Origin of the sequence: Thermogemmatispora aurantia, from assembly GCF_008974285.1 — a bacterium.
Taxonomy (GTDB): Bacteria; Chloroflexota; Ktedonobacteria; order Ktedonobacterales; family Ktedonobacteraceae; genus Thermogemmatispora; species Thermogemmatispora aurantia.
This window is the reverse complement of the sequence record NZ_BKZV01000003.1, coordinates 620,266-644,334: the sequence shown is the minus strand read 5'-3', so window position 1 is coordinate 644,334 and position 24,069 is coordinate 620,266. Positions and strand designations below refer to the sequence as shown.

The window sequence follows — 24,069 nt, the reverse complement described above, 5'->3', positions numbered from 1 at the left end:
AGAACCCCTATGACAACGCTAACAATATAGCTAGAATCAGGCTGATGCTGGTCTCTCCCCTCCCCTAGTGGAAGCCCAGCAAACGCATCGTGAGGGTGTACTGCACAATACCAGAGAAACCAAGGAGAAAGCCGCCCACCAGGAAAGCCGCGAACAGCGCCGTCAGGACCCAGTCCTGCCCGCTAAAGCGCGTTGGTTTCAATTCCGTACGATGGTCGATATCGTAGCCGAAACCGCGCGAGAGCATGGCCGCCGCCATAGCCTCTGCCGCCTGGAATGAGCGGAAAAAGGTCGGAATAGCGATCGTCGTATAAGCGCGGAAGCGTGCGATCGGATTGGAGGTCTTCACCTTCCAGGCCCGCGATTGCTGGGCCTCCATCACCGAGACGAGCTGAGCAACCACTACCGGGATATAAGCGATGGTCATCGAAAGCGCCATCCCGATCTCCGGTGGCACCCCCATGCGCGCCACCGCGAGAGCCATCTCCGCCGGCGAGACGGTCTTAATCAACACCAGCGTGCTCTCAACCAGCACCAGCAGGCGCAGCATCGTCCCTATGGAGAAAACCACCGTCTCCCAGTAAAGCGGCACCGGCGGGAGCACCGGCGTGCCGCGTGGGATAACGTAACCAATGAAGTGGGCGGTCTCGGGATGGGCCGGGCGCCAGAAAGCGATATTAGCGAGCAGCACGAAGATCACAAACGGCAGTATCGGCAGCAGCTGCCGTACCCCTTGCCAGACCGGGATGCGGGCGATCCTCCCGTAAGCGAAGACGCTGGCCAGGAGCAAGAAGAGGAAGAGAGGGTCGTTCCAGGTCGTAAGAGTGATATTGATGGAGAGCCACCACAGGAGCTTGACCCGTGGATCGAGGCGGTGAATGATCGAGCCTCTATCTTGGTAGGACAGTTCAAGCGCCATCGCCGGCCCCCTTTCGCACCGTCCAAAGAGCAGCCAGAGCCTCATTGACCGTCAGCCAGGCCCAAGGAGCGCCGAGCTGCTGGCCCAGCTGGGTCACCTGGGGGGCGCGTAACGAAGAAGCCTGCAGGGCCTCTCTTGCCTGAAAAGCCTGACGGGTTGGCGCATCCAGCAGCACGTGGCCATTGGCCATGACCACCACCCGCTGGCAGTACTCCGCTGCCAGATTCATATCGTGCGTAATGACCACCACTGTCTGACCTGCTGCATGCAGACGTACAGCCAGATCCATAATTTCCTTGGCGCGCTTATAGTCCTGCCCCGTCGTCGGCTCATCGAGCACCAGCACGCTGGGCTGCATGGCCAGCACTGCCGCCACAGCAATGCGCTGCTTCTCCCCCATGCTCAGCAGGAACGGATTTTTATCGAGCAGGTGGACGATCTCCAGATCCTCGGCGGCCTGCTGCACCCGCTCTCTGACCTGCTTCTCGGGCAGGCCCAGATTGCGCAGGCCGAAAGCCAGCTCATCGTAGACCTTCAGCTTGCAGATCTGCGTATCGGGATTCTGGAAAATAAAGCCCACGGTGGTAGCCATCTCATTGATACTGGCCCTGGCCGTATCAAGGCCGGCTACCCGCACCGTGCCGCTGGTAGGCTTCAGCAGGCCATTGAAATGCTTGACCAGGGTGGTCTTGCCTGAACCATTTTGACCCAGAATAGCCACAAACTCGCCGCGGCGAATCTGTAGATCGAGGTCCCGCAGGGCCGGCGTCCCATCGCGGTAGACGTGGCTCAGGCCGCTGACCTCGATGATGGTCTCGGTGCCAACTCCCCCGGCGGGGTGCGGGCCAGAGTCGAGACCGCAGGAGGGCGCAGGTACTGGCAGGCTGGCCAGAGCCGCGCGATCGATGAAAGGCTCCAGCAGCGTCACCGCTTCGGTGACATCCAGTGGCAGGCGTGGCAGAGGCCAGCCAGCTGAGCGTAGGCGTGCGGCTAACAGCGTCACCTGGGGAACGCTCAGCCCCACCGAGTCGATATACTCGACGTGTTCGAGCACCTCGCGTACACTGCCACGGTGCAAGACCTGCCCCCGGTCCATCACAAGCATCTCGTCGACCAGGTGAACCATCTCATCAAGCTTGTGCTCTATCAGAAGCGTGGCCCGCCCCTCTTCTCGTGCCAGGCGAGCCACCAGCGTCAGCACCTCCTGGCTCCCCAAAGGGTCGATGTTCGACGTCGGCTCGTCCAGAATCAAGGTCTGCGGATCAAAGGCCAGGATGGCCGCCAGAGCGCAGGCTTGCTGCTGCCCGCCCGAGAGCTGATGCGGATTCTTGCGCCGATGCTCACTCAGGCGAGTCAGCTCTAACAGTTGCTCCAGGCGCTGGCGAATGGTCTCGGCAGGCAGGCCATAATTGCAGGCCCCAAAGGCGATTTCATCTTCGACCGTTGGATTGAAGAGCTGCGTATCGGGATCTTGTTGCAGGAGACCGACCAGCTTTGAGAGGGCGCTAACGCTATAGCGTCGCGAGTCGTAGCGTCCGGCGACCGTGATCCGGCCCCGCATAGTCCCCTTAAACTCATGGGGGATCAACCCGTTGGCCGCGCGACAGATAGTCGTCTTACCAGCTCCGCTCGGCCCGGTGATCAGCACCACCCGCCCCTGGGAAAGCTGGAGCGACAGGTCGCGCACGACCTCACTCTCCCCCTGCTCGTAGGTGAACCCAAATCCCTCGTAGGCGAGCGCGCACGCTTGCTCCTCTACCGGCACGAGTTGATTCCTCCTTTTCCAGCTGCTAATGGGGTAAGTCAGAGAGCGCTCGCATGCCCCTAATCAAAAACACAATTGACGAAGAAGAGACACAAAGCTCCACGCTTGAGCCTACCGCGCCAAGAGAGAATGCCCATGACGAGCCAGAGCAGGCCCAATCTGGCAGCGCCTGTCCTCCGAGAAAGGGAGCGCGCTACGGCTCGGCCTGAGCGGCCCCGCAAGAGCGCTCCCTCTTCCAAAACGGGCAGAAGAGAACCGACAGCTAGCTGTAAGCGGGCAGATCGTCACTGCTTCTGAGGTGGAAGTGAGCTTCCTTCTCTTTTCTCCTCTCTACCAGGGCCAGGCCGCCTCGGCTAAAGCACGCCTAGCTCAGTTCAGCAGCCTGGGGGGTCTCTTCACGCTGCCACGGCCAGCGCCATTGTGGGGCCACAAACTTCGGCACCGTGGCCAGCAGGATGGCCGGGATCAGGAAATAGATGATCAGGTAGATCCAGTAGGCGTAGCCAAACTGCAGGGCTAGCTGAGCCTGGAAAGGAATGATCTTCAGCACAAAGGAATAGAGGCCGATCCACCACCAGTACTGGAAAAAGAGCGCCACAGCTGTCAAGAGCAGGAACAGGCCCAGACGCTTGGGGAGACTGGCCACACGATAGACGGCGGGATAGAAGGCGGCCAGGATCAACACATGGATCAGGTAGCCGGGCCAGCCGATGATACCGACCTGGCCGGTGACCGAATCGACGAAGACCACCACGGCCCCCACGATAGGGCCGCCGATCATCGTCGAAAGGGTCAGCCAAATACCGCCGAGATTGAAGTTGACGCCGGGCAGATAACCGGGGATCGTAATCTGGAGCAGCTCGAAGGCAGCTGCAATAGCGCCGAAGATCACCGCGACCGCGATCTGGCGTGCGCTGAGGATGGGGCGGCGCTGCACCAGTTCACCTGGACTATTGGTCGTCTGCATATTCATAACCTCCCCCACTGACGCCGCGGCGGCGACGTCAGGGTAGCCTACTCATTCGCCAACGATTCCGTCGATCTATACCGTTGCTTCGGCTCTGGCCGGCCTTTGCCTTTGTTGAAATTGAGGAGGAGCAGTGTGCCCGGCGACTGCCCTGCTAGCCGTACGGGAGGGGGGAAGGCTCTACCTTCTGCCTGCGCTGGTTCTGGCAGGAGCAACTTGGCCTTCCACAGCGATGCAGTGCCTGGGGATCGCCAGGTCAGGAGCCACCTGATCAGCAGATGGCCGGCCTGGCAATGGCCCCACATCTGCCGATCAGGAAACTGAACGGCTCAGGCGCTCAGGACTGAGACGGACCACGCTCAAGGTCGCTGGGTCCAGCTCGACGCCGTAGTCCTGCCAGGCCTGTTCGCGACTGATGTAGCCATCGCGTACATCCTCGATCACCGCCTCGACCGGACGTTCCAGTGGGGAACCCCAGCCGCCGCCGGTGCCAGTGACCAGGCGCGCCACCTCGCCGCGCTTGAGCGGATAGCGGGCGCACTTGCCTAGCACCACCTCATGGCCATCCTCGTGCAAGATGCGCACCTCGTTGCGTGAGCCGTTCTGGCCGCCGGCCACGCCCCAGGGGACATACTTGTGGCGGCCAAAAGTAGCAGTTAAGGTGACATTGTCAGCCACAGCGCGATACTCGCGAATGCAGCCGCGCCCGCCGCGATAGCGACCGGCTCCGGCCCGCGGAGCCGTATCCAGCTCGTAGCGCTCGACCAGGATACCATAGCGTGTCTCCGCGACCTCTACCGGGATCACATACGTCTCGCCATCGCCTACGCACATCAGGCCGGACTCGCCGTCTTTGGCGGCACCGGCTCCCCAGCCTCCCGCCTGCGGCTCAACCAGCAAAAACAGCTCGTTCGTATCGGGGTGAGTCCCAGCCAGGACGATACCGCAGACTGACAGGAAGTGACCAGCGCTCAAGCGATCGGGCACGATCGGCGCCAGCGCCTTCCAGACCAGGTCGGTCACATAGTTCATGGTCTCCCAATAGGTCGAAACCGGCGCCGGGCGCTGGGCAGTAAAAATTGTCCCTGGCGGGCAAATGATCTTGAGCGGTCTGAAGCACCCCTCATTGACCGGGATCGTGGGGCTGGTGATCGCCTTGAGCATCGTGCGTACACCCGAATGCAGGCCCGTGAGCGTACAATTGACCGGACCTGGCACCTGGGGATGCGTGCCCGTGAAGTCACAGATAAACTCATCGTCGCTGATCGTTACCTTCACGCGCACCGGGAAGGGGCCGTGACCTAATCCATCATCATCGATCCAGTCTTCGGCCTCATAGACGCCCTTGGGCAGCTTAGCCAGCTCCAGGCGTGTCATGCGCTCGCCATAATCGAGCAGGGCCTCGATCGAACTCTGGACCACGGCCAGCCCATAGCGGTCGCATAGCTCCTGGAAACGCCGCTCGCCCAGGTGGAGAGAGGCGGCCTGCGCATACATATCGCCAAGGGTCATATCCGGCAGGCGCACATTGGCGGCGATCAGATCGATGAGGCTCTGGACGGGACGGCCCTCCTCAAAGAGCTTGACGCAAGGGAACTGGAGCCCTTCCTGGAAGACCTCGGTCGAATCGGTTGTCCAGGAGCCGGGGTCTTTGCCGCCGACCTCAGTCCAGTGGGCCTTACTGGCGGCGAAGGCCACCAGCTGTCCCCCGTAGAAGATTGGCACCACCAGCGAGACATCCGAGAGGTGGGTCCCGCCGCCGCCATAGGGATCGTTGGTAATCACTACATCGCCCGGATGCAGATTCTCCGTACCAAACTTCTCCAGCACCGAGCGCACCGCGAAGGTCAGCGTGCCCAGGAAGCCCGTCACCCCGTTGCCCTGGGTGATGAGCTGGCCGCGAGCATCCGTCAAACCAGAGGCAAAGTCGAGCACCTCATAGATGATGGTGCTCTTCGACGTGCGCTGCAGCGCGATAAACATCTCGTCGCCGATTGCGACCAGAGCGTCCTTGACGATCTCGATCGTAAAGAGGTCGACATCGGCGCGGTTGGACTCTGCCATGCGCTGGGCCATGCTCGCTCACTCTCCCGTTTCGATGATCAGATTGCCAAAAAGATCAACGTGCAGCTGTTGGCCGGGCAGGACCACGGTAGAGGCTGCCGGCTCTTCGACGATGGCCGGCCCCTCCAGACGGGCACCAGCTCCCAGGCGGCTGCGCTCGTAGATGCGGGTCTCGTAGCGCCCGAGGTCGTCAAAGTGGACCAGGCGCCGGCCCTTGAGGGCGCCCTCGCTCCCATCGTGCTGAGGAACCGTCTGCAGCTCAGGCTTGCGCACCCGCCCGAAGCCGGCCACGCGCAGATTCACCAGCTCGATGGGCGAGTCCTGGCGGAAGGTATAGAGCTGCTCATGCAGGTCGTGGAAGCGGCTGGCGACCAATGGGCGGGCCTCCTCACCAAGGTGGCCCGTAGGCACAGGCACATGTACCGTATGCTCCTGACCCAGATAGCGCATGTCGGCGGAGCGGGCAAAGACCACCTCCTCCGGCTGGACGCCCTCGGCAGCGAAAGTCTCCTGGAGCTGTTGCTCCATCTCTGCCCAGATTGCCTCCAGCTCGGCCATCGCCACGCCATCGAGGCGCACCGGCTTCGTCTGCACCAAATCGTGGCGAATGTCGCTCATCAGCATGCCCCAGGCCGAGAAGTGAGCAGGGGCAGGGGGAATAATGACGCGAGGAACACGCAGCTCCCTGGCCAGAGCCGCCGCGTGCATCGGGCCGCCGCCGCCGAAGGCCACCATCGCAAACTCGCGCGGATCGCGGCCCTGGCGCACGGAGACCAGCTTGAGCAGGTGGATCATATTGGCATTGGCCAGGCGGATGATGCCCAAAGCCGCCTCCTCCACATCGAGGCCCAGCGGCTGAGCAATGGTCAGCATCGCCCGACGGGCCTGCTCCAGGTCCAGGTGAATCGTGCCACCGAGGAAATAGTCGGGGTTGATACGGCCCACCAGCACGTTGGCATCGGTCACCGTAGGCTCACTGCCGCCGCGCCCATAGCAGGCCGGCCCTGGCTCGGCCCCCGCGCTGCGCGGCCCCACCTTGAGGGCACCCGCCGGATCGATCCAGGCAATGCTGCCCCCACCAGCCCCAATCTCCACAATGTCCACCACTGGCACCTTGATCGGGTAGCCAGCGGTCGTCGGCGTCCGCTCGATATAGTAGTCGCTTGTCACCCGGATCTCGCCGCGCTCCACCAATGAGGATTTAGCCGTTGTTCCGCCGATGTCCAGCGTAATAATATTGTCTTCGTGCAGCAACTTACTGATGGCTGCCGCCCCGATGACGCCGCCGACGGGACCCGATTCTACCAGGTGGATAGGGGTGCGGCTGGCTAGCTCGAACCTGGAAATACCGCCGTTGGATTGCATCGCATAGCGGCGCTCCTGACCGATGCTAACCTCGTCTAGGCGCTGCGAAAGGGCCTCTAGATAGCGCCGCGCCACCGGCTTCACGTAAGCGTCGAGGACGACGGTGCTCGTGCGCTGGAACTCGCGCCACTCATTGGTCAGCTCGTGAGAGGCCGTCACGTCGGCGTCGGGCCATTCCTCGCGCACGATCTCTAATGCTCGCTTCTCGTGGACAGGATTGGCGTAGGCGTGCAGGAAGCAGATGGCCAAGGCCTGCGCCCCCTGACGGCGCGCCTCGGCCACGGCGGCCCGAACGTCCTCCTCGACCAAAGGTTGCAGCACCTCACCCTTATAGTTGATGCGCTCACGCACTTCGAGGCGGAGGCGACGTGGCACAAAGGGCTTGGGTTTCGTAAATAGCAGATTATAAATATCGGGGCGGTTCGCTCGCTGGATTTCGAGGACATCGCGGAAGCCACGGGTGGTGATTAAGGCCGTGACAGCGCCCTTGCGCTCGGTCAACGTGTTGATGATCACGGTTGTCCCGTGGGCGAGGAACTGGACATCGCGCAGCTGAGCCTGGGTCAGGGCCGTAATGACCCCTTCTTCGAAGCGTGCCGGCGTGGTTGAGGTCTTGCCCAGACCGATCTGCCCAGTCGTTTCATCCAGGTAAACAAGGTCGGTGAACGTTCCGCCGATGTCAACGGCTGCTCGTGTGCTCATCGTCTTAGCCTTTCTCACATCAGTCGCGGAGTCAGAACCCAAATGGCCCGTACCACCTTATCCGTCTCATTACGGATAGCGTGGGGCACGGAAGAATGGAAGTAGATGCTGTCTCCAGGACCGAGGCGGTACTGTTGCCCAGCGATGATAAAAACCAGTTCACCTTCCAGGATATAGGCGAACTCCTCTCCATCGTGGCTGTAGGGTTCCTCTTTGACATCGCCTGGCTGGATCGTCACATACAACGGCTCCAGGGTCAGGTTGGGGGCGCGCGGCGAAAGCATTTTGTAGGTGCGCAAACTGGAGACCACGGCCAGCTGGCTCCCGTTCTCCGCGCGCTGGACATAAGGCAGCTGGGTCATCCCTGGCCGCCCTTTCTCTTGCTCAGCCGGCGGGAAGAAACTCGCCAGATTCATGTCAAGCGCTTTGGCAACGGTGGAAAGAGAGGTGAGCGCTAACGATGATCGCCCTCGTTCCACCAGGGAGAGGAAACCAATTGAGAGACCTGTTCGCTTGCTCAGCTCGCGCAAAGATAATTTCAACTCGCGCCGCCTGGCCCGAATAAGAGACCCGATAAGACGAAGCCGCTCTTCGGCTTCAGCAACGCTGGCTGACGTATCTTTGGCAGCCTGGCTCTGCTCCTCGACGAGTCCACGACCGGCTGTCGTCATGCTGTCTTCTGCCTCACTCTATGCCAATGTTTTATGTAGGTAAACATTTTTAGTGAGTATAGCATAGGGATGGCCTGTTTGCAAGAGGTGCGGCTCCGTAAAATAGCTGATAAGCCTGTCTTCCTGGAAGCTGCGCCTGAAGACGCAGCAAATGGGATAACCATTCGCTGCTCCCCCCCTTGACATATCCTTTGACCAGGTGGTAAGATTCTGACTGTCCGGTCATGACTGATCGGTCAAAGTTCTTCGCTGTGGTCATTTTCTATAAAGTCGGTCAGACTGTGTACCATCGGTCAATGAATGAGGAGGTGCACTGATGCCACCTTCGACCGCGCCGCGCTCATGGAAGGAGAAGCAGCGGCAGGAACGCGAGGCGCTCATCTTGCAGACCGCGGAGGAGGTCTTCTGTGAGAAAGGCTACCACGAGACCTCGATCGATGAGATCGCCGCGCGCGTGGGAATCGCCAAGGGGACGGTCTACCTGCATTTCCCGAGCAAAGAGGACCTGCTCGTCGCCCTCTTTCGCCGGGATACTGAGCAGGTGATCTCGGAAGTGGAGGCCATCGCTTCGTCTCCCGGCTGCTCGGCGCGCGAGAAGCTGGAAGCAATTCTGCACCTTCTCTACGGTGAATTGTTTAAAAAACGTACTCGTTTATTCTATAGCATATATAACAGCCCAGAGATGCGCGTCCTCCTGGAAAAGAAAAAGGAGATGGGCGATCACTGGGGGCAGCTTACGCACTGCCTCGAAGAGCTGCTTGCTGAAGGGCAGGCCGCCGGTGAGTTCGATCCTGAGCTGCCGACCAGCGTCATGCTCAGCCTCTTCCTGAACCTGGTGTCGGTGCGCGGCTATGAGCGGCTGGTGGGACAGGAGGGCCTGGCGCCCGCCGAAGTGGCGCGCTATCTCGCTCGCATTTACTTTAAGGGAATCGCTGCTGAGCACAAGCCAAGTTGCTAATGGTGGCGATTGCGGAAGAGAGAGGAGAGAAGTTACTTCTATGGACTCGATAACGCCTCCGTCGGGACAGGGTCCGACGATGGAAATGCTCTCTGTTGAGGGGGTGCAGGCTGGTGAGGCTGCGGCCAGCGCCGCCGGCCCGTTGCTCACGGCACAGGCGGCAGCACAGGAGCAGCCGCGCTTTTCGGCGCGCGAAACGGTGCTGACAATGGCTGGTGTGCTGATGGTGATGCTGCTGGCCTCGCTGGATCAGACGATTGTCTCAACGGCCATGCCGCGCATCATCGCCGAGCTCCAGGGCTTCGATCGCTATACCTGGGTCTCCACAGCCTACCTGCTGGCCTCGACAGTGATGGTGCCAATCTACGGCAAGCTCTCGGACCTGGTGGGTCGCAAGCCGATTTTCTTGTTTGGTGTGGTGGTCTTCTTGCTCGGCTCGGCTCTCTCAGGAGCGGCCCAGTCGATGAATCAGCTGATTGCCTTCCGGGCCTTTCAGGGGCTGGGCGCTGGCGCCCTCTTGCCAATTGCGATGGCTATCGTCGGTGACCTCTTTACGCCGCGCGAGCGCGGTAAGTGGCAGGGTCTGACTGGCGCCATCTGGGGCCTGTCCTCAATCATCGGTCCGACCCTGGGGGGCTGGATTACGCAGAATACGAGCTGGCGCTGGGTCTTCTATGTCAATCTTCCGATCGGTATTCTGGCCCTGTTGGTCTTGATCTTCTTGATGCCGGCCCTGCGGGGCAAGAATCGTCAGGTCTCGATCGACTACCTGGGCGCTATCTTACTGGTGCTGGGGGCCTTGCCGCTGCTGCTCGGCTTCTCGCTGGCCGGTGATCAGTACGACTGGCTCTCACCGCAGATTCTCGGCTTGCTGGCTGGCGCCGTGGTCTTCTTGACGGCTTTTCTGGTCTACGAGGCCCGACTGGAGCGCCGTCAGGGCCAGCCCATTATTGAACCCGGCCTGTTTAAGAATAGCATCTTTACGGTCAGTACAATCGTGACGGTCATCTTCGGTATGGGCCTCTTCGGCAGCGTCTTCTTCATCCCGCTCTTTGTCCAGGGGGTGGTGGGCACCACGGCCACCAACAGCGGGCTGATCCTGACGCCGCTGATGCTAACCTCAGTGGTCGGCAGTGTCCTTTCTGGTCAGCTTGTCTCTCGTATCGGTAAATACAAATGGATCGCCATCACGGGCATGGCCATCAGTGTGGTCGGCTCCTACTTGCTGACGCGCCTGGATGTTCATTCCACGAATACGGATGTCCTGGTAGCCATGCTGGTCCTGGGTCTGGGCATGGGCTTCGGTATGTCGCTCTACACACTGGTGGTGCAGAATGCCATGCCGGTGCATAAGATCGGACAGGCGACCTCTGCTCTGGTCTTTTTCCGCCAGATTGGGGCCACTGTTGGCCTGGCGGCGATGGGGTCGATCATGACCTCGGCCTACCAGCCGGCCTTTGATCAGGCTCTGCCGGCGGCGGTGAAGCAGCTGGTGCCGGCTCGCTTTCTCGCGGCCTTTAATAATCCAGAGATTCTGCTCTCGGATAGCGCCCAGCAGCAACTGCAGCACGCCGCGGCGGCTTTCGGTCCCCAGGGACAGCGGCTGCTGGCGATCATCCTGGAGGCAGTCAAGACGGGCCTGGCCCAGGGCATCCACAACGTCTTTGTGTTGAGCTTCGGGCTGATGGTCGTAGCCCTGGTCGCGGTCTTCTTCCTGAAGGAGATCAAGCTGCGCGACCGGCGGCGTCCTCAGCCGCAGGAGGCTGGCCAGGGCCAGGAGGTGGCAGCGCCCGAGGGAGGCGAGCTGGTTGGCCTGATTTAGCAGTCTCCTTCTCTTCTTGTCTTGCTTTGTCTCGCCTTGCCGGTGTCTTCCCCTCATCGATCCACGAGAGGGCGAAGCGGGATATCCCCACTTCGCCCTCTCGTGCTTTGTCTGGCTCTGCTGGCCGCAAGCTAGGGCACGTTGTTGCGCAGCTTATAGACTTTGATCGCTACCTGCAGACTGAGCCAGTTACTGCGGTCCTGCAGGTCGATATCGCACAGCGATTGCAGGCGCTCCAGGCGCTGGATCAAGGTATTTCTGTGCACAAAGAGGCGGCTCGACGTTTTGGTCAGGTTGCCGGCGCATTCCAGATAGGTCTCCAGGGTAGAGAGCAGCTCGGTGCCCTTGCGGTGATCATAGTGGGCGATGCGGGCAATCTGATCCTGGTAACTATCGCGCAGGTCATCCATGCGCGCGATCTTATAGAGATAGCGATAGATGCCCAGGTCATTGAAGTGGGTCACCCCGTCGCCATTGAGGCTGCGGCCCATCTGGAGGGCCTCGCGGGCCTCGGCGGCACTGCGGCGATAGTCGGCGAGCTGCTGACAGGGATTGCCGATGCCGGCGGCCACATGCAAGGGCTGTTCCTGGTGGATCTGGTGGACCAGCTCGCGTAGCCAGCTCTTGAGGCGTGCGTTGCTGCCAGGGCTGAGGGTGGCCAGTTGGGGGGTGGAGGTGGAAGGCTCGCCGTCTTGTCTCAGGCGAACCAGGCAGGTCAGGGTACGTTCCTGCTCGTAGAGTAGCGAACCGGGGTAAGCCTCCTGCAGGCGACGCCGGATCAGACTGCAGGTCCGCTTATAGGCTGTCTGGCGTTCTTCCTCGCTCAATGACCAGCGCGGGCTGGCGCCAGGGTTGCTCTCTGCGGGGAGCAGCTCAAAGAGCACCACTACATGCGGGCGTTCCAGATCGCAGCCGAGCAGCTTCGCACGCTGCTTGAGCGCCTCCTCCGACTCGTAAGCGCCGCCGAGCAGCTCATCGAAGAATGCCTTGACCAGATTCTTCTGGGTCAATAAATCGACCAGCTGGCTATTCTTAATCGCAATGGCGGCCTGATTGGCGATGGTGCTCAGGAGGGCCTGGTCCTCGGGGCTGGGGCGCCGTGCTTTGCGGAAATAGCAGTTAATCAGCCCCAGGTGCTCCGTGCCCGAGACCAGGGGGGCCGAGAGCAACGTCCGATGCTGACCATCCTTCAGCGGGTTGAAGCCCTCGAAGGTCTGCGTCTGATAGTCTCCGCTCTGGAGGCCGGGACCGGGAGCACTATCGAGCAGACAGGGTGTCGTGGCGGTAGGGGGAGGAAGCGGACCGGTGCCACCGGTGCTGGTACCGGCTGGGGCGCTCCCGCCCGGCTCGCGCAGGGCCTCCAGGGCTGAGCGCTCCGCCTCCAGGGGTTGCAGCAGCGGATGCTCACGCTCCGTCATCCCTGAAGCCACGGCCCGCACCGTGAGCCTGCCTCGCGCCTGATCCACCAGCATAATCACACACAGATCGGCCTCCATAATTTGCGCTGTGAGCGCGGCCAGCGAGCGCAGCATCTCATCGAGGTAGAGGCTGGAGCTGATCGTCTGGCTGAGCACCGAGAGGCTCGTGAGAATATTCAGCTTGCGTCGCGTATGCTCATAGAGCCGGGCATTCTCGATGGCGCCTGCCACCAGGGCCGCCGTATTGCAGACAAAACGCTGCTGCTCCTCATTGAAGGTCGCCGGGGCGGCGGTATTCATCGACAGGACGCCGATCAGCTGGCGCTCGCGGCTGACAATGGGGACCGTCATCACCGACTGGAATTCCTCGCGGTCCAGCTCCGGCACTATGTAAAAGCGGGGATCGCTGCGCGCCTGCCCTTTGAGAATCACCGGCTCTAGCGTGGTCGCGACCCAGCCAGCGATGCCCTGGCCCAGGGCCAGCTCGACCTTGCCAACGAAGCGCGCGTACGGCTCGCTGGCGCTTGCCAGCACGAGGCGCTCATGTTCAGGATCGTAGAGGTAGAGAAAGGCGGCGTGGCAGGAGACGGCGCGCACAATGGCATCGACAAGACGGTGCAAGATCTCGTCGAGCTTGAGCGTCGAGCCAACAGCAGCAATAATCTCGTTGAGGAGCGCGTACTCTTGCGACTTCGTCGCCAAGACCTCGCGCAGCCGGCTGTTCTCTCGTCGTAGCTCCTCCAGCTCGTGGTTCTCCTGCTCCGCCTGGCGTTTGCTCCCGGCGCGAGCCGGGGCTGTTCTGGATACCATGCCGACCTCCTGATGGACAGAGATAGCTGCTGCATCGTGCGCTGCGGCTAACGGACCCGATGCCCATTCATTGGCTTATGCGTTCGCCCGCTCCCTCGCGCGCGTCGTCGGCAGCCGACAGACGTATGATGTCTATATGTGTGCATTGTAACTACTCTATCCAGGGAGCGTCTAGTGTGACGGACTCCTTTCCCTGGTCAAAGCTGCCTATGCGGATTTATGGCTTTTTTATACGGTCCTCTTCCGTGGAGGCTGCTCGCTCTGACTGGCTTCACTAGCGAGCTGCCAGGGGACCGTGACAGGGAGGCGGCGATGCTGATATAATAGAGCTGGAATTAGCTCATCCTTCGTGCGCTCCGGAGAGGCGGCCAGGTGGTTCAACTTGCTCTCCCAGACACCTCTTTGTTTGTGCCAAATGCCGCCCAACGCAAGGTTCTCCCAGGGTGCCTCCTGCGGTGGAATGGCGCAACGCGAGCGAGGAAGGTCGAGGATGACAGCCCTTTCAGCGCGCGAAACTCGCACGTGAGCGAACGAGGAGCGTCCCACTAGTTTTTCTCCAGGAGATAGCAGTATGTCTGACATCGTCACTATTCCTGAAGAACGGGGCATTGAGATTCATGGTATTGAACGGGTAGCCCCCACTGCTCGCACTCATGTGCGCATCTTTGACAATTTCACCATGTGGCTCTCAGCCAACCTCGTGATCTCGACGGTGGCTTTGGGGGCCCTGGCCAACCAGGTCTTCGGCCTGGGCTTCTGGGATGGTCTGGCCGTGATTGTGATCTTCAATGCCCTGGGCGTGCTTCCCGTCGCCTTCTTCTCGACCCTTGGTCCCAAACTCGGCCTGCGCCAGATGACCATTTCGCGCTTCTCCTTCGGCTGGGTCGGGGGCATTGTGATGGCCCTCTTCAATGTCGCGGCCTGCATCGGCTGGTCGGCGGTCAATGTCATTGTGGGCGGCCAGTTGGTCGCGGCCCTGAGCAATGGCGCGATTCCGCGCTGGGCCGGTATTCTGGTCATTGCTCTGCTGACAACCCTTGTCAGTATCTATGGCTATCGCTACGTTCATCGCTACGAGCGCTTTGCCTGGATTCCGATGGCCATCATTTTTGTCATCATGACGGTGGTGGCGGCCCCACACATGAAAATTGTGCCGACGCCGGCGGCCAGCGCGGCCTGGTTCGCCTCGCTGATCTCCTTCGGTGGAGCGATCTACGGCTTTGCTACCGGCTGGAGTTCCTACGCTGCTGACTACAATGTCCGGCAGCCGGAGGAGACGCCGGCCAGCCGCGTCTTCTGGCTGACCTTTCTGGGGGTCTTTCTGCCCTGCGTAGCCCTGGAGACCCTGGGCATGCTCCTGACGAGCTGGATTCCCAAGGGTGGTGGCGATCTGCTGGCCGGGGTGTTGCAGCCTTTGGGCGGCTTCGGGACCGTCTTGCTGGTCTTGCTGGCCCTCAGTGTGGTGGCCAACAACATCCCCAACGATTATAGCCTTGGCCTTTCGATCCAGGTCGTTGGCAGATCCCTGCAGCGGGTGCCGCGCGCTGTCTGGACCCTGATCGGCGCGGTGATTTATGTGGCGATCGCCCTGCCGGCGGCACAGAATTTTAACCAGACGCTGGAAAATTTCCTCCTGCTGATTGCCTACTGGCTTGGCCCGTGGTCGATTATCCTGATCCTGGAGCACTTTGTCTTTCGCCACGGCGTCTATAATGTCGATGACTGGAATACGCCAGAGAAGCTGCCTATCGGCTGGGCGGCCCTGGTAGCGATGGTTATCGGCCTGATCGGCGTGGCCCTGGGGGCCGCGCAGGTCTACTATGTCGGCCCGCTGGCAAAGCTGGTCAACCCGCCCTATGGCATGGATATCGGCTTCGAGCTAGGCATTGTCCTGGCCGCGATCGCCTATCTGCTCCTGCGCCCCATTGAGCTGCGACAGACTGGGCGCTGAGCGCCGGGCTGCCAAGCGGGCCTGAGCGAGATGGCTTTCCTTCCCTTGAGCACCTCTGAGGAGGGAGGGGGAAGGTATTCATCCTGGGGCAGGCGGACGACGGGCAAGAGAGCAGCCACAGGTCGCCTGCCCCTCATTGCTGTTTCGGGACGGCCCCTGAGCGTTCTGTCAGACTCGCTTGCTCGCTATCGGTCGTGCGTCGCCGTCCCCTGCTCATGCTCCTCCTTCCTGGCGAGTTCCATCACACACTTGACGAGGAAGAACGATCGATGCACTACGATTTGATTGTGCGCCATGCACGTCTCCACCGCAAAGAGACGCTCGTTGACCTTGCCGTGCAAGATGGGCGCTTTGTCCGTATCGCTCCCGAGCTGTCCGCGGACACCGCTGCGCGCGAGATCGAGGCCGCGGGGCGCCTGGTCTCGCCGCCTTTTATTGATGCCCATGTCCATCTTGACGCAGTCCTCACGGTAGGCCAGCCCCGCTACAACAGTAGTGGCACCTTGCTGGAAGGGATTCAGATCTGGAGCGAGCGCAAGCCCTCCCTGAGTCGCGAGGACGTCAAGCGTCGTGCCCTGGAGGCTATTCGCTGGGAGGTCGCCCAGGGTACACTCTACATTCGCAGCCATGTCGATGTCTGTGATCCCTCTCTGACGGCTCTGCGTGCCCTGCTGGAGGTGCGCGAGGAGGTGCGCGACATCTGTGAGCTGCAGCTGGTGGCCTTCCCGCAGGATGGTATCTTCTCCTTCCCCAGTGGTCAGGAACTGATGCGTCGCGCCCTGGAGCTGGGCTGCGATCTGGTCGGCGGCATTCCCCACTATGAGTGGACGCGTGATCTCGGCGTTGAGGATGTGCGCTATGCTTTCGCCCTGGCGCGCGAATTCAATCGCGACATTGACTGTCACTGTGATGAGACTGACGATCCCCATTCCCGCTTTACCGAAGTGATGGCGGCGGAGACCCTCAGCGCCGGCTGGCAGGGGCGGGTGACGGCCAGCCACTGCACAGCCATGCATTCTTACGATAATGCCTATGCTTTCAAGCTGCTGCGCCTGCTGGCGCGGGCCAGGGTCAATGTCATTGCCAATCCGTTTGATAATGTGGTCCTGCAGGGCCGCTTCGACACCTATCCGAAGCGCCGCGGCCTGGCGCGCGTCAAGGAGCTGCTGGAGGCCGGGGTGACGGTGGCGCTCGGCCACGACTCGATCATGGACCCCTGGTTCCCACTTGGGCGCGGCGACATGCTGGCCGCGGCTCAGCTCGCCCTTTTGCTCTGCCATATGAGCGGCTACGAGGAAATTAATACCGTGCTGGATCTGATCACCACCCAGGCGGCGCGCGTCTTGCGCATCGAGGACCGCTATGGGATTGAAGAGGGGAAGCCTGCCGATTTTGTGCTGCTCGATGCCCCTTCGGCTTTTGAAGCCTTACGCCTGCTGCCGGCTCGCCTGCATGTCTTCAAAGGGGGGCGGGAGGTAGCAGCAACGACGCCAGCCCGCAGCCTGCTGCGCCGCGAGGGTGAGACCGAGGGCAGTGAGGTCACCTTTCGCCTTCCGCCCGCCTGGTCAGTCTCCGCGGAAGATTAAAGAATGTTGACGGCCCGCGCCGCCAGGATGGCCAGGACGAGTAGAGAGAGCAAGGACTCCAGCATCATCAGTGCCTTGGCCCGGCGCGTCAGTGGCATAGTATCCGTCGGACTGAAGGCGGTGGCTGTGGTGAAGGCCAGGAAGAGATAGTCGAGGAAGTGGGGCACCCAGCCACTGCTGTTCCCGTTCGCTTGTTGGGGGAAGAGGAAGTCGGCGGCGCGGTGGCCGCGTCGGTGCCGTCCCACTGGTCCCCCGCCGTCGATTTCCCAGTACCAGAGGGCAAAGACCAAGATATTGGAGGTCCAGAGCAGGGCGGCAGCCCGTAGCAGGATATCGGCCCGCGTGCTGCGCGGCAGGTTGAAGATGAGCAACGCCACGGCACTGCCCAGGGCCAGGGTCACGACCGCGAGCAACCCAAAAGCCAGGTGGCGCTGCCAACGGTGGATGTGTTGAGATTGCCAGCCAGACCGGGCCAGGAATCTGAACACGATGACCCCAGCCACAATGATTCCTTCCAAGACCAACGGGAGCCAGTTCGGCCCGAGGGTCAGCCAAGGGGGCAGGACAGCGTAGAGGAGGCCGCAGAGTAGGGCGGCGATCAGGGCCAGCCAGCGCGGCGCGATCTTGCTCTCTTTTGCTCCTGACTGTTGCTGTTGCTCGCCTGCTCCCTGCTGTATTCCTGTCACTCCGTGCGATTTCTGATGCTCTTCCATGCTTCTTTCTCTCTTGTGTAATCGCCTGCAGTCAGTCTGCTCTCGCCTGACCGGGCGAGAGCAGACTGCCGCTCGCCTATCAGGGTAGCGAAGTTGTTACCCAGTTGCAAGTTCTTCTCCTGTCCCTGACTCTTCCCTTCTCTCGATGCTCCTCCTCCTGCTGCACAAGAGAGCGGTGCGATCTTCTTCTGATTTTACACAAGATTATGAATGATCAGTCATAATAGTAGCAGGAAAGGAGGGAGAAAAGGCAGAGATAATGGCAATATTTTCAAACAAGACCAATGACAGGTGCAAAATAGGCTAGTATCTGCTATAGTAGAAAACAGGAGAGGACCCCGGAGGGCTGGTTGTTGCTGGGAAGGGGGAAGTACTGTGGGCGAGGCTGACTACAGGAGTGGGGAAGCTGGTAGTGGCCTGGCGGGCAGTGGGCAAGTGGGGGAATAGACAGGTGTGCGGGGGATAGTGCCTGTAGTGCCTGGCCTGGGAAGAGCAGCAGTCGTCCTGTGGGGGGGGCAGGCAAGTATCAAGCAAGATGGCTGAAAAGGCGAGGGATGAGACCATGAAACGGCCAGAGCGCCTGTGGGGGCCAGTAGGGGCGATGCGATGGCGATGGCCCAGCCTGGTTGGTGGTCTTCCACGCAAGGCAAGCACAAAGCCAGGCAGAGGACAACCAGCATATGGCCTATGGAAGCGACTGGGATAATCCGCTGTCCGGGGCCGGGGTATGTTCCTCGCAGAGCGTGTTACGAGAGGCTCCAGCTTGCAGAGAGAGCGGAAGAGGTGTAGTGTGGTCAGCAAAGAGAACCTCCATGTGAGCACTCAGCAGAGCGGACGGCTAGCGCGTCCTGCTCGACAAGGGCACAGCGGACTGGAGCGGTCAGGAGAAGGGGGGAAACATGCGTACTGCAGAGCATGATTCGGGCATCTTCGCCTCGCGGTCTGCTACAGGCGAGGAGGCAGGAGAGACTGCTGGAGAAGAGGGAAAGGGAGCCGCCTCAGCTCTTGCGCCGCTGAGCGCGCCCATTCTCGTCACCACCATTCTCGATGAATTCAGCGCCATTAGTGACTATCGGGTGCTGCAAGACAGCCTGCCGCGGCGGCTGGCCTCACTGCTGCGGAGTCGCTACGTCCTGCTCTACAAGCGTATCGGAGAGACGCTGCAATTCGTCTCAGGGACCTTTGACGATCGCCCGGGCTGGTCGACCTCGCTGCTGGCGGTTGCCCAGATCAATCCGATCGACCTCAACAGTGAGCGGCCCGAGGCCCGAGCCTGGAGGCTGCGGTGTGTGGCCACTGCGCCAGCAGACAAGAACGAGCCGCAGCTGGTTGCCGTGCCGCTGATCTACCGTCAGCGGGCCACCGGCGTCCTTGTAGCCATCCGTGGCGGCCACGAAGGCCAGCCCGCGGCTGGGGGCCAGTCTGCCGGTTCTCCTGATGGCGCCATTGGCAGCCGCCTGCCGGCCTATTGGAGCGAAGAAGAGATTCATGTGCTGGAAGCCGTCGCTGGTGTCAGTGCCATGCTCCTTGAAAACACCCTGCTGCTGGAGCGAGACCGTGAGCGTATCCATGAGCTTTCATTGCTCAACAGCATCGGCAGCCAGATCAACAGCGCCGTCCACGACCTTGAGCGTCTGTGTACCATCATCATGCAGCGCAGTCGTGAAATTGCGCCACTTGATCTCTGCGACGTTCTCCTCTCGCCTCCGATGGGCAGGCAGGCGCCCTGGATTAGTCCGGCCCTGAGCGAAGCGCTCTTCCGCTATGCCCGCGAGCAGGGGGGCCATCCCACGCCGCTCCTCATCGAGCGCCCGGGCAGTCCGCGCACTGCTGACTATCTCAGTCATCTGCCAGGCGGCCTCAATACCTTCATTGCCCTGCCGCTCATCAGCGGAGGCGATCCTGGGCGGCGTGGTCGGCTCTGTGGTCCCGAAGAGAGAGAGCCGCGAGTGCTAGGCCTCTTAGTCGGGGGCACTTATCGGCCCTGGAAAGTGCGCCATGTTGAACTGATGATGCTGCAAGTACTGGCCAGTCAGGCCAGCGCCGCCCTGGAGAATATTCACCTCATGACGGAGGTCATCGAAGCGCGCAACGAAGCGCGCAAGCTCCTGCGCCAGGTCCTTGACGACCAGCGTCTCAAAGAGCTGATCCTGGAGAGCATTCCCAGCGGATTGATGACCATAGATCTCAGCGGGCAGATCACCACCTTCAACCGGGCGGCCTCGCTCATCCTGGGCTATCATCCCTACGAAGCCCTGGGTCAGCCGGTTCACAAGATCCTGCCGCTCAAGAATCCCCAGGTCCTGCGCGAAGTCCTGCAGTCTGGTCTTGGCCACCGCTCCCCAGCGACCTATCATGAGACGCTCATCACCCACGATCGGCAGGGGCAGGACCTGGTGCTTGACATGACCTGGCAGCCTCTCTGTAACGACCGGGGGAGGCAGATCGGTACCCTGCTCACCTTCAGTGACGTCACCTCCATGCATCGTCTGCAGGAAGAGAAGCGTCGACTGGACGAACTGGCTTCGCTGGGCAAGATGGCAGCCAGCGTTGCCCATGAAGTGCGCAATCCCCTGGCCTCCATCAAAATCACCATGCAGATGCTCATGGACGACCTGGAGAAACTCGTGCAGCGTGAAGCAGCCGAAGGCAGCCAAGGCGGTGATCGGGGAGGCCAGGCTCAGCCCCGCCTTGAAGAGCATCGTGGGGCTCAGGAGTCGATCGCTGTTGTTCTCAAAGAAGTTGAGCGTCTCGACAACATCGTACGCGAGTTGTTGCTCTTCGCCAAACCGCGCCAATTGCATCGTGTGCCCTGTGATCTCATTACCCTCAATGAGCACGTCTTGCAGACGCTTCAGCCCTGCCTTAATGAGGCTGGGATCGTCGTCCATCGTGTCTATCAGCGCGATCTTCTGGAGCAGCCGCAGCGGCGGCTTGCCGTTGTGCTGGCCGACATGGAACAGATGGAACAAGTACTTTTTAACCTCTACACCAATGCTATCCAGGCCATGCCAGAAGGAGGAATCCTCACCGTCTCGGCTCAGATCGTCCTGCGTCCGCGGTCTGGGGCTGGTGCCAGCTATGTCCTGCCGCGGGTGCGAGTTGCTGAGAGCGAAAGCAGTTATTTAGTATCAGAGGAGCAGCAGTGGCTAGAACTCTCCATCAGCGACACAGGCATAGGCATCCCGCCGGAGCAGTTAGATCTTATCTTCCAGCCTTTCTTCACTACCAAAGCGCACGGCATTGGGCTTGGCCTGGCCATTACCCAGCGTCTCATTGAGAGCCATCAAGGACACATCAGCGTCGAAAGCCGCCTGGGCTACGGCGCCACCTTCACCATTCGCCTGCCTCTGGCGCCTGCTGACAATGGTGCTGAGATCGAAAATGAGGGCGAGTCTCGGACCACAGAATCAACGAGCGGGAGACCACAGACATCATGAGCATGTTCATTCTCATCATCGATGATGAGCCGCACCTGCCGCACCAGATCGCCCGCTATCTGGGCAGACACGGCTACGAAGTGGAAACTGTCGCCGAAGGTGAGGCTGGCCTGCGGATCATTCAGCAATGCTCGGTTGACCTTGTCTTGCTGGACCTGCGCCTGCCTGGGCTGAGCGGGCTAGAGGTTCTCAAACGCATCAGGGCCAGCGAGCCGGAGCTTCCTGTAATCATGCTGACCGCCTATGGGGACGTACGCAGCGCGGTCGAAGCCATGAAGCTGGGAGCTTCCGACTACCTGCTCAAAGGGTTCGACCTTGAAGAGCTGCTGCTCGTCGTGCAGCGCGCCCTGGAGACCAGCGCCATGTACCGCGAGCTGCGCCAGCTGCGGCGCGAGCGCAGCGATAACTATCACTTCAACTACATTGTTGGGCACAGCGAGCGCATGCGTCAAGTATTTGAGATGGTTGCCCGTGTGGCTCGCAGCGACACCGCCTCTGTCCTCATCACTGGCGAGAGCGGGACCGGCAAAGAAGTCGTCGCGCATGCCATTCACGAACAGAGTCCACGCGCCTCTGGCCCTTTCCAGCCCCTGAACTGTGCTGCCATCGCCCATAACCTCCTGGAGAGCGAACTCTTTGGCTACGAGCCATATGCCTTCACCGATGCGCGCAAGCAGAAGCGTGGGCTCCTGGAGCTAGCTGATGGTGGGACGCTCTTTCTCGATGAGATCGGTGAAATGCCGCTAGATATGCAGGCCAAGCTACTGCGCGTGCTGGAGACGCGCTCCTTCTTTCGTCTGGGAGGGAGCAAGGAAGTCAGAATCAACGTGCGCGTCATCGCTGCCACCAACCGTGATCTGCAGAAGGCGATGGCTGAGGGAACCTTTCGCCGCGACCTCTTCTATCGTCTGGCGGTCATGCAGATCAACCTGCCGCCGTTACGTGAGCGCCCGGGGGACATCTTACTTTTCGCCTCGCGCTTCGTCGAAGACTTCAACAAGTCGTTGGGGCGCAACGTGCGCCGTATCTCGCCCGAGGCCCAGCGTCTTCTGCTCGCCTACAGCTGGCCGGGTAATGTGCGTGAGCTTAAGAACGTCATTGAACGGGCCATGATTCTCAGCAACGGCGATGAAATCCAGCCGGCCCATCTTCCCCAGGAGATCGTTGGCTACAGCGAGAGCCGTCAGCTTGATGCCTGTGATCCCTGGGAGGAGTGGCTGGCTGGCCATCCAGAGCAGCCCCTGCCGTTGGAGCGTATTGTAGAGCGAGTGGAACAATATTTCATTCGTCAGGCGCTCTGCGAAGCCGGGCACAATCGTACGCGGGCGGCAGAATTGCTAGGGATGAGCAAAGTCGACCAGCTGCGTTATCTGATGCGCAAGCATGGCATTGAATGAAGGCGAAGGGAACGAGGTCGGGACTGCTTTCAGCCGGTTGCCTGCTGGAGCCTGTTAAACCCGGGAGGTGGGCAGTAGGAGAGCACCCAGTGCCTGGCCAGGGTTAGGGCGAGGCCGACCTATGTGTGACACTCTCCGCAGAGGGTAGGGAGGAGAGAGAGGCAAGGGCGCCAGTGCGAGCCGGGGCCCGGTCTCAGCGACAGGCGAGGGAGTGCAGCCAGGCGAAGCGCTGCCAGGCTCAGGAGTCGAGCAGTGTCTCATTCTCTTCCTCGCCCAGGCGCAGCAGCTCCGCCTCGATCTCACGCCAGGCCTCCTGCTCGGCCTCAGCGTTAGAGAGGCGGCGTTGATGCTGGAGCCGGGCCACCCGCTGGCGGAAGGTGGCTAAGATCGGGCGTTGTTTCTCTGGGGAGGGCATTGGTCGCAGCTCGATTTGCGAGGGGGCGTAGAACTCGCTGGGATCGAATGCCAGCGAAGCCAGATCGCTAAAGATGGCCAGCAAGCTCATACGCTGTTGGGAGAAATAGCCCACCTCGGTGCTGGAAGCCAACAAGCAGCCGGCGACACGCCCTCCGAGCCAGATTGGATGGGCGGCGGCGCTGATCTCGAATTCGCTCTGGTAAGCGGGGACGAGGTGGTACTTGCGCAAATCTTCGATACTCTGGACGCGCCCGGACTCCACCACGTAGCCAGCCAGCGACTCCATTCCCAGGAAGAGGGCCATTTGCTCCAGATCGGCGGTCCAGGGGAGTGTCCCTTTTCCCATGCGCTCGCGCAGGCTGCGGATCTTCCCATCAGGGTGAGGGGGCATACACTGGATCAGGGTGATAGACATGCCCAGGTGATTTGGATCGAGCTGGGCCAGGGCCTGGCGCAGGACCATCTCGCCGATCTGCCAGAAGCGCAGCGATTCGATCGTCGTGGTACGGGCGCTGAGCACCTGGGAGAAGAACTCAGAGGGCACTTGCTCGACGGCGCTCTCGCGCAGGAGGGCATCGATATCGGGAAAACTGCGACGCAGAGCCTCCAGCAGCTCCTGTCGATACTGGGGGTGAACGGCCTGGACAAGGCGGATCAGGTGGGAGCGATGAGGCCTTGACTCGCCGTTCGCCCAGCGAGATAGCGTCATGGTCGTTACTCCGAGCGCCGTTGCGAGGCGCTGGCGCTCCGCCGTTGTTCGGATGAGCCGCTGCAAGACGGACTGCCAGGACGGGGATTCGCTCACGCTCATACTCGCCCCCTCAGACTCCTACTCTCTGTTCCTGTATTGATGCTCTTCTGGCATATGATAACAGAGGGAACAGGCAGAGTCAACCAGAAGACGCCAGTTTCGATTCTGCCTTCTCACGGGAGTGGCGTGCGCCCTTCTAATAATCAGCTGTCCGCTTGTGTCAGGCGAAGCATGCTCAATGACCTTATGGGGCAGCTCTTCCATCGGAGACTATACTGTAAGGTGGGGACAGTTGTGAAGTCTACAGCGCTTATCTATCTATCCGCAGGCATCGGCGTGCGTTGTGTCAGCCC

The 24,069-nt window shown here is 61.0% G+C and carries 15 protein-coding genes; 6 read left to right on the top strand and 9 right to left on the bottom strand.

Annotated elements, in window-relative coordinates; translation table 11 throughout:
• Positions 1 to 64: 64 nt before the first annotated feature.
• The 6 genes from KTAU_RS12295 to KTAU_RS12270 form a co-directional block, all read right to left on the bottom strand.
• Positions 65 to 919, bottom strand: coding sequence for an energy-coupling factor transporter transmembrane component T family protein (locus tag KTAU_RS12295; RefSeq protein WP_170293250.1), 855 nt, complete (start codon positions 917 to 919; stop codon positions 65 to 67).
• Positions 909 to 2,684: an ABC transporter ATP-binding protein gene (locus KTAU_RS12290; protein ID WP_151728643.1), complete on the bottom strand. Its 1,776-nt coding sequence runs from the start codon at positions 2,682 to 2,684 to the stop codon at positions 909 to 911. Before KTAU_RS12290 ends, KTAU_RS12295 begins: the two co-directional genes overlap by 11 nt.
• A gap of 364 nt (positions 2,685 to 3,048) precedes the next feature.
• Entirely contained in the window at positions 3,049 to 3,657 is a 609-nt protein-coding gene (locus KTAU_RS12285) for a hypothetical protein (protein WP_228026430.1), read from the bottom strand.
• Between the two features lie 306 nt (positions 3,658 to 3,963).
• Positions 3,964 to 5,715 carry a hydantoinase B/oxoprolinase family protein gene (locus tag KTAU_RS12280; protein ID WP_151728744.1) on the bottom strand — a complete coding sequence of 584 codons (1,752 nt, stop codon included), beginning with the start codon at positions 5,713 to 5,715 and terminating at the stop codon, positions 3,964 to 3,966.
• A gap of 18 nt (positions 5,716 to 5,733) precedes the next feature.
• Entirely contained in the window at positions 5,734 to 7,782 is a 2,049-nt protein-coding gene (locus KTAU_RS12275) for a hydantoinase/oxoprolinase family protein (RefSeq protein WP_151728641.1), read from the bottom strand.
• A 14-nt stretch (positions 7,783 to 7,796) separates the two neighbouring features.
• Positions 7,797 to 8,453, bottom strand: coding sequence for a cupin domain-containing protein (locus KTAU_RS12270; RefSeq protein ID WP_151728640.1), 657 nt, complete (start codon positions 8,451 to 8,453; stop codon positions 7,797 to 7,799).
• A 316-nt stretch (positions 8,454 to 8,769) separates the two neighbouring features.
• On the opposite strand from KTAU_RS12270, the gene KTAU_RS12265 reads away from it, so the two are divergent.
• The gene (locus KTAU_RS12265; RefSeq protein WP_151728639.1) at positions 8,770 to 9,411 is read left to right on the top strand and encodes a TetR/AcrR family transcriptional regulator; all 642 of its coding nucleotides are present in this window, start codon (positions 8,770 to 8,772) and stop codon (positions 9,409 to 9,411) included.
• Between the two features lie 40 nt (positions 9,412 to 9,451).
• Positions 9,452 to 11,233, top strand: coding sequence for an MDR family MFS transporter (locus tag KTAU_RS12260; protein ID WP_228026428.1), 1,782 nt, complete (start codon positions 9,452 to 9,454; stop codon positions 11,231 to 11,233).
• A gap of 131 nt (positions 11,234 to 11,364) precedes the next feature.
• Here KTAU_RS12260 and KTAU_RS12255 read toward each other — a convergent pair whose 3' ends face one another.
• Positions 11,365 to 13,461, bottom strand: coding sequence for a GAF domain-containing protein (locus KTAU_RS12255; RefSeq protein ID WP_151728638.1), 2,097 nt, complete (start codon positions 13,459 to 13,461; stop codon positions 11,365 to 11,367).
• Positions 13,462 to 14,032: 571 nt separating this feature from the next.
• On the opposite strand from KTAU_RS12255, the gene KTAU_RS12250 reads away from it, so the two are divergent.
• A complete protein-coding gene (locus KTAU_RS12250) occupies positions 14,033 to 15,412 on the top strand; it encodes a purine-cytosine permease family protein (RefSeq protein ID WP_151728637.1) in 1,380 nt (459 codons plus the stop codon).
• 269 nt (positions 15,413 to 15,681) lie between these two features.
• Positions 15,682 to 16,998, top strand: a complete 1,317-nt coding sequence (locus KTAU_RS12245; RefSeq protein WP_174844066.1) for a cytosine deaminase — start codon at positions 15,682 to 15,684, stop codon at positions 16,996 to 16,998.
• Here KTAU_RS12245 and KTAU_RS12240 read toward each other — a convergent pair.
• Positions 16,995 to 17,711: a DUF1345 domain-containing protein gene (locus KTAU_RS12240; protein WP_151728636.1), complete on the bottom strand. Its 717-nt coding sequence runs from the start codon at positions 17,709 to 17,711 to the stop codon at positions 16,995 to 16,997. The genes KTAU_RS12245 and KTAU_RS12240 overlap by 4 nt on opposite strands.
• An 899-nt stretch (positions 17,712 to 18,610) precedes the next feature.
• Between KTAU_RS12240 and KTAU_RS12235 the strand changes: the two genes are divergently transcribed.
• A complete protein-coding gene (locus tag KTAU_RS12235) occupies positions 18,611 to 21,151 on the top strand; it encodes an ATP-binding protein (RefSeq protein ID WP_151728635.1) in 2,541 nt (846 codons plus the stop codon).
• Positions 21,148 to 22,548, top strand: a complete 1,401-nt coding sequence (locus tag KTAU_RS12230; RefSeq protein ID WP_151728634.1) for a sigma-54-dependent transcriptional regulator — start codon at positions 21,148 to 21,150, stop codon at positions 22,546 to 22,548. Before KTAU_RS12235 ends, KTAU_RS12230 begins: the two co-directional genes overlap by 4 nt.
• Before the next feature lie 238 nt (positions 22,549 to 22,786).
• On the opposite strand, the gene KTAU_RS12225 is transcribed toward KTAU_RS12230, so the two are convergent.
• Positions 22,787 to 23,776 (bottom strand): GAF domain-containing protein, encoded by a 990-nt coding sequence (locus tag KTAU_RS12225; protein WP_112433877.1) that lies wholly within the window; start codon positions 23,774 to 23,776, stop codon positions 22,787 to 22,789.
• Between the last annotated feature and the right edge of the window lie 293 nt (positions 23,777 to 24,069).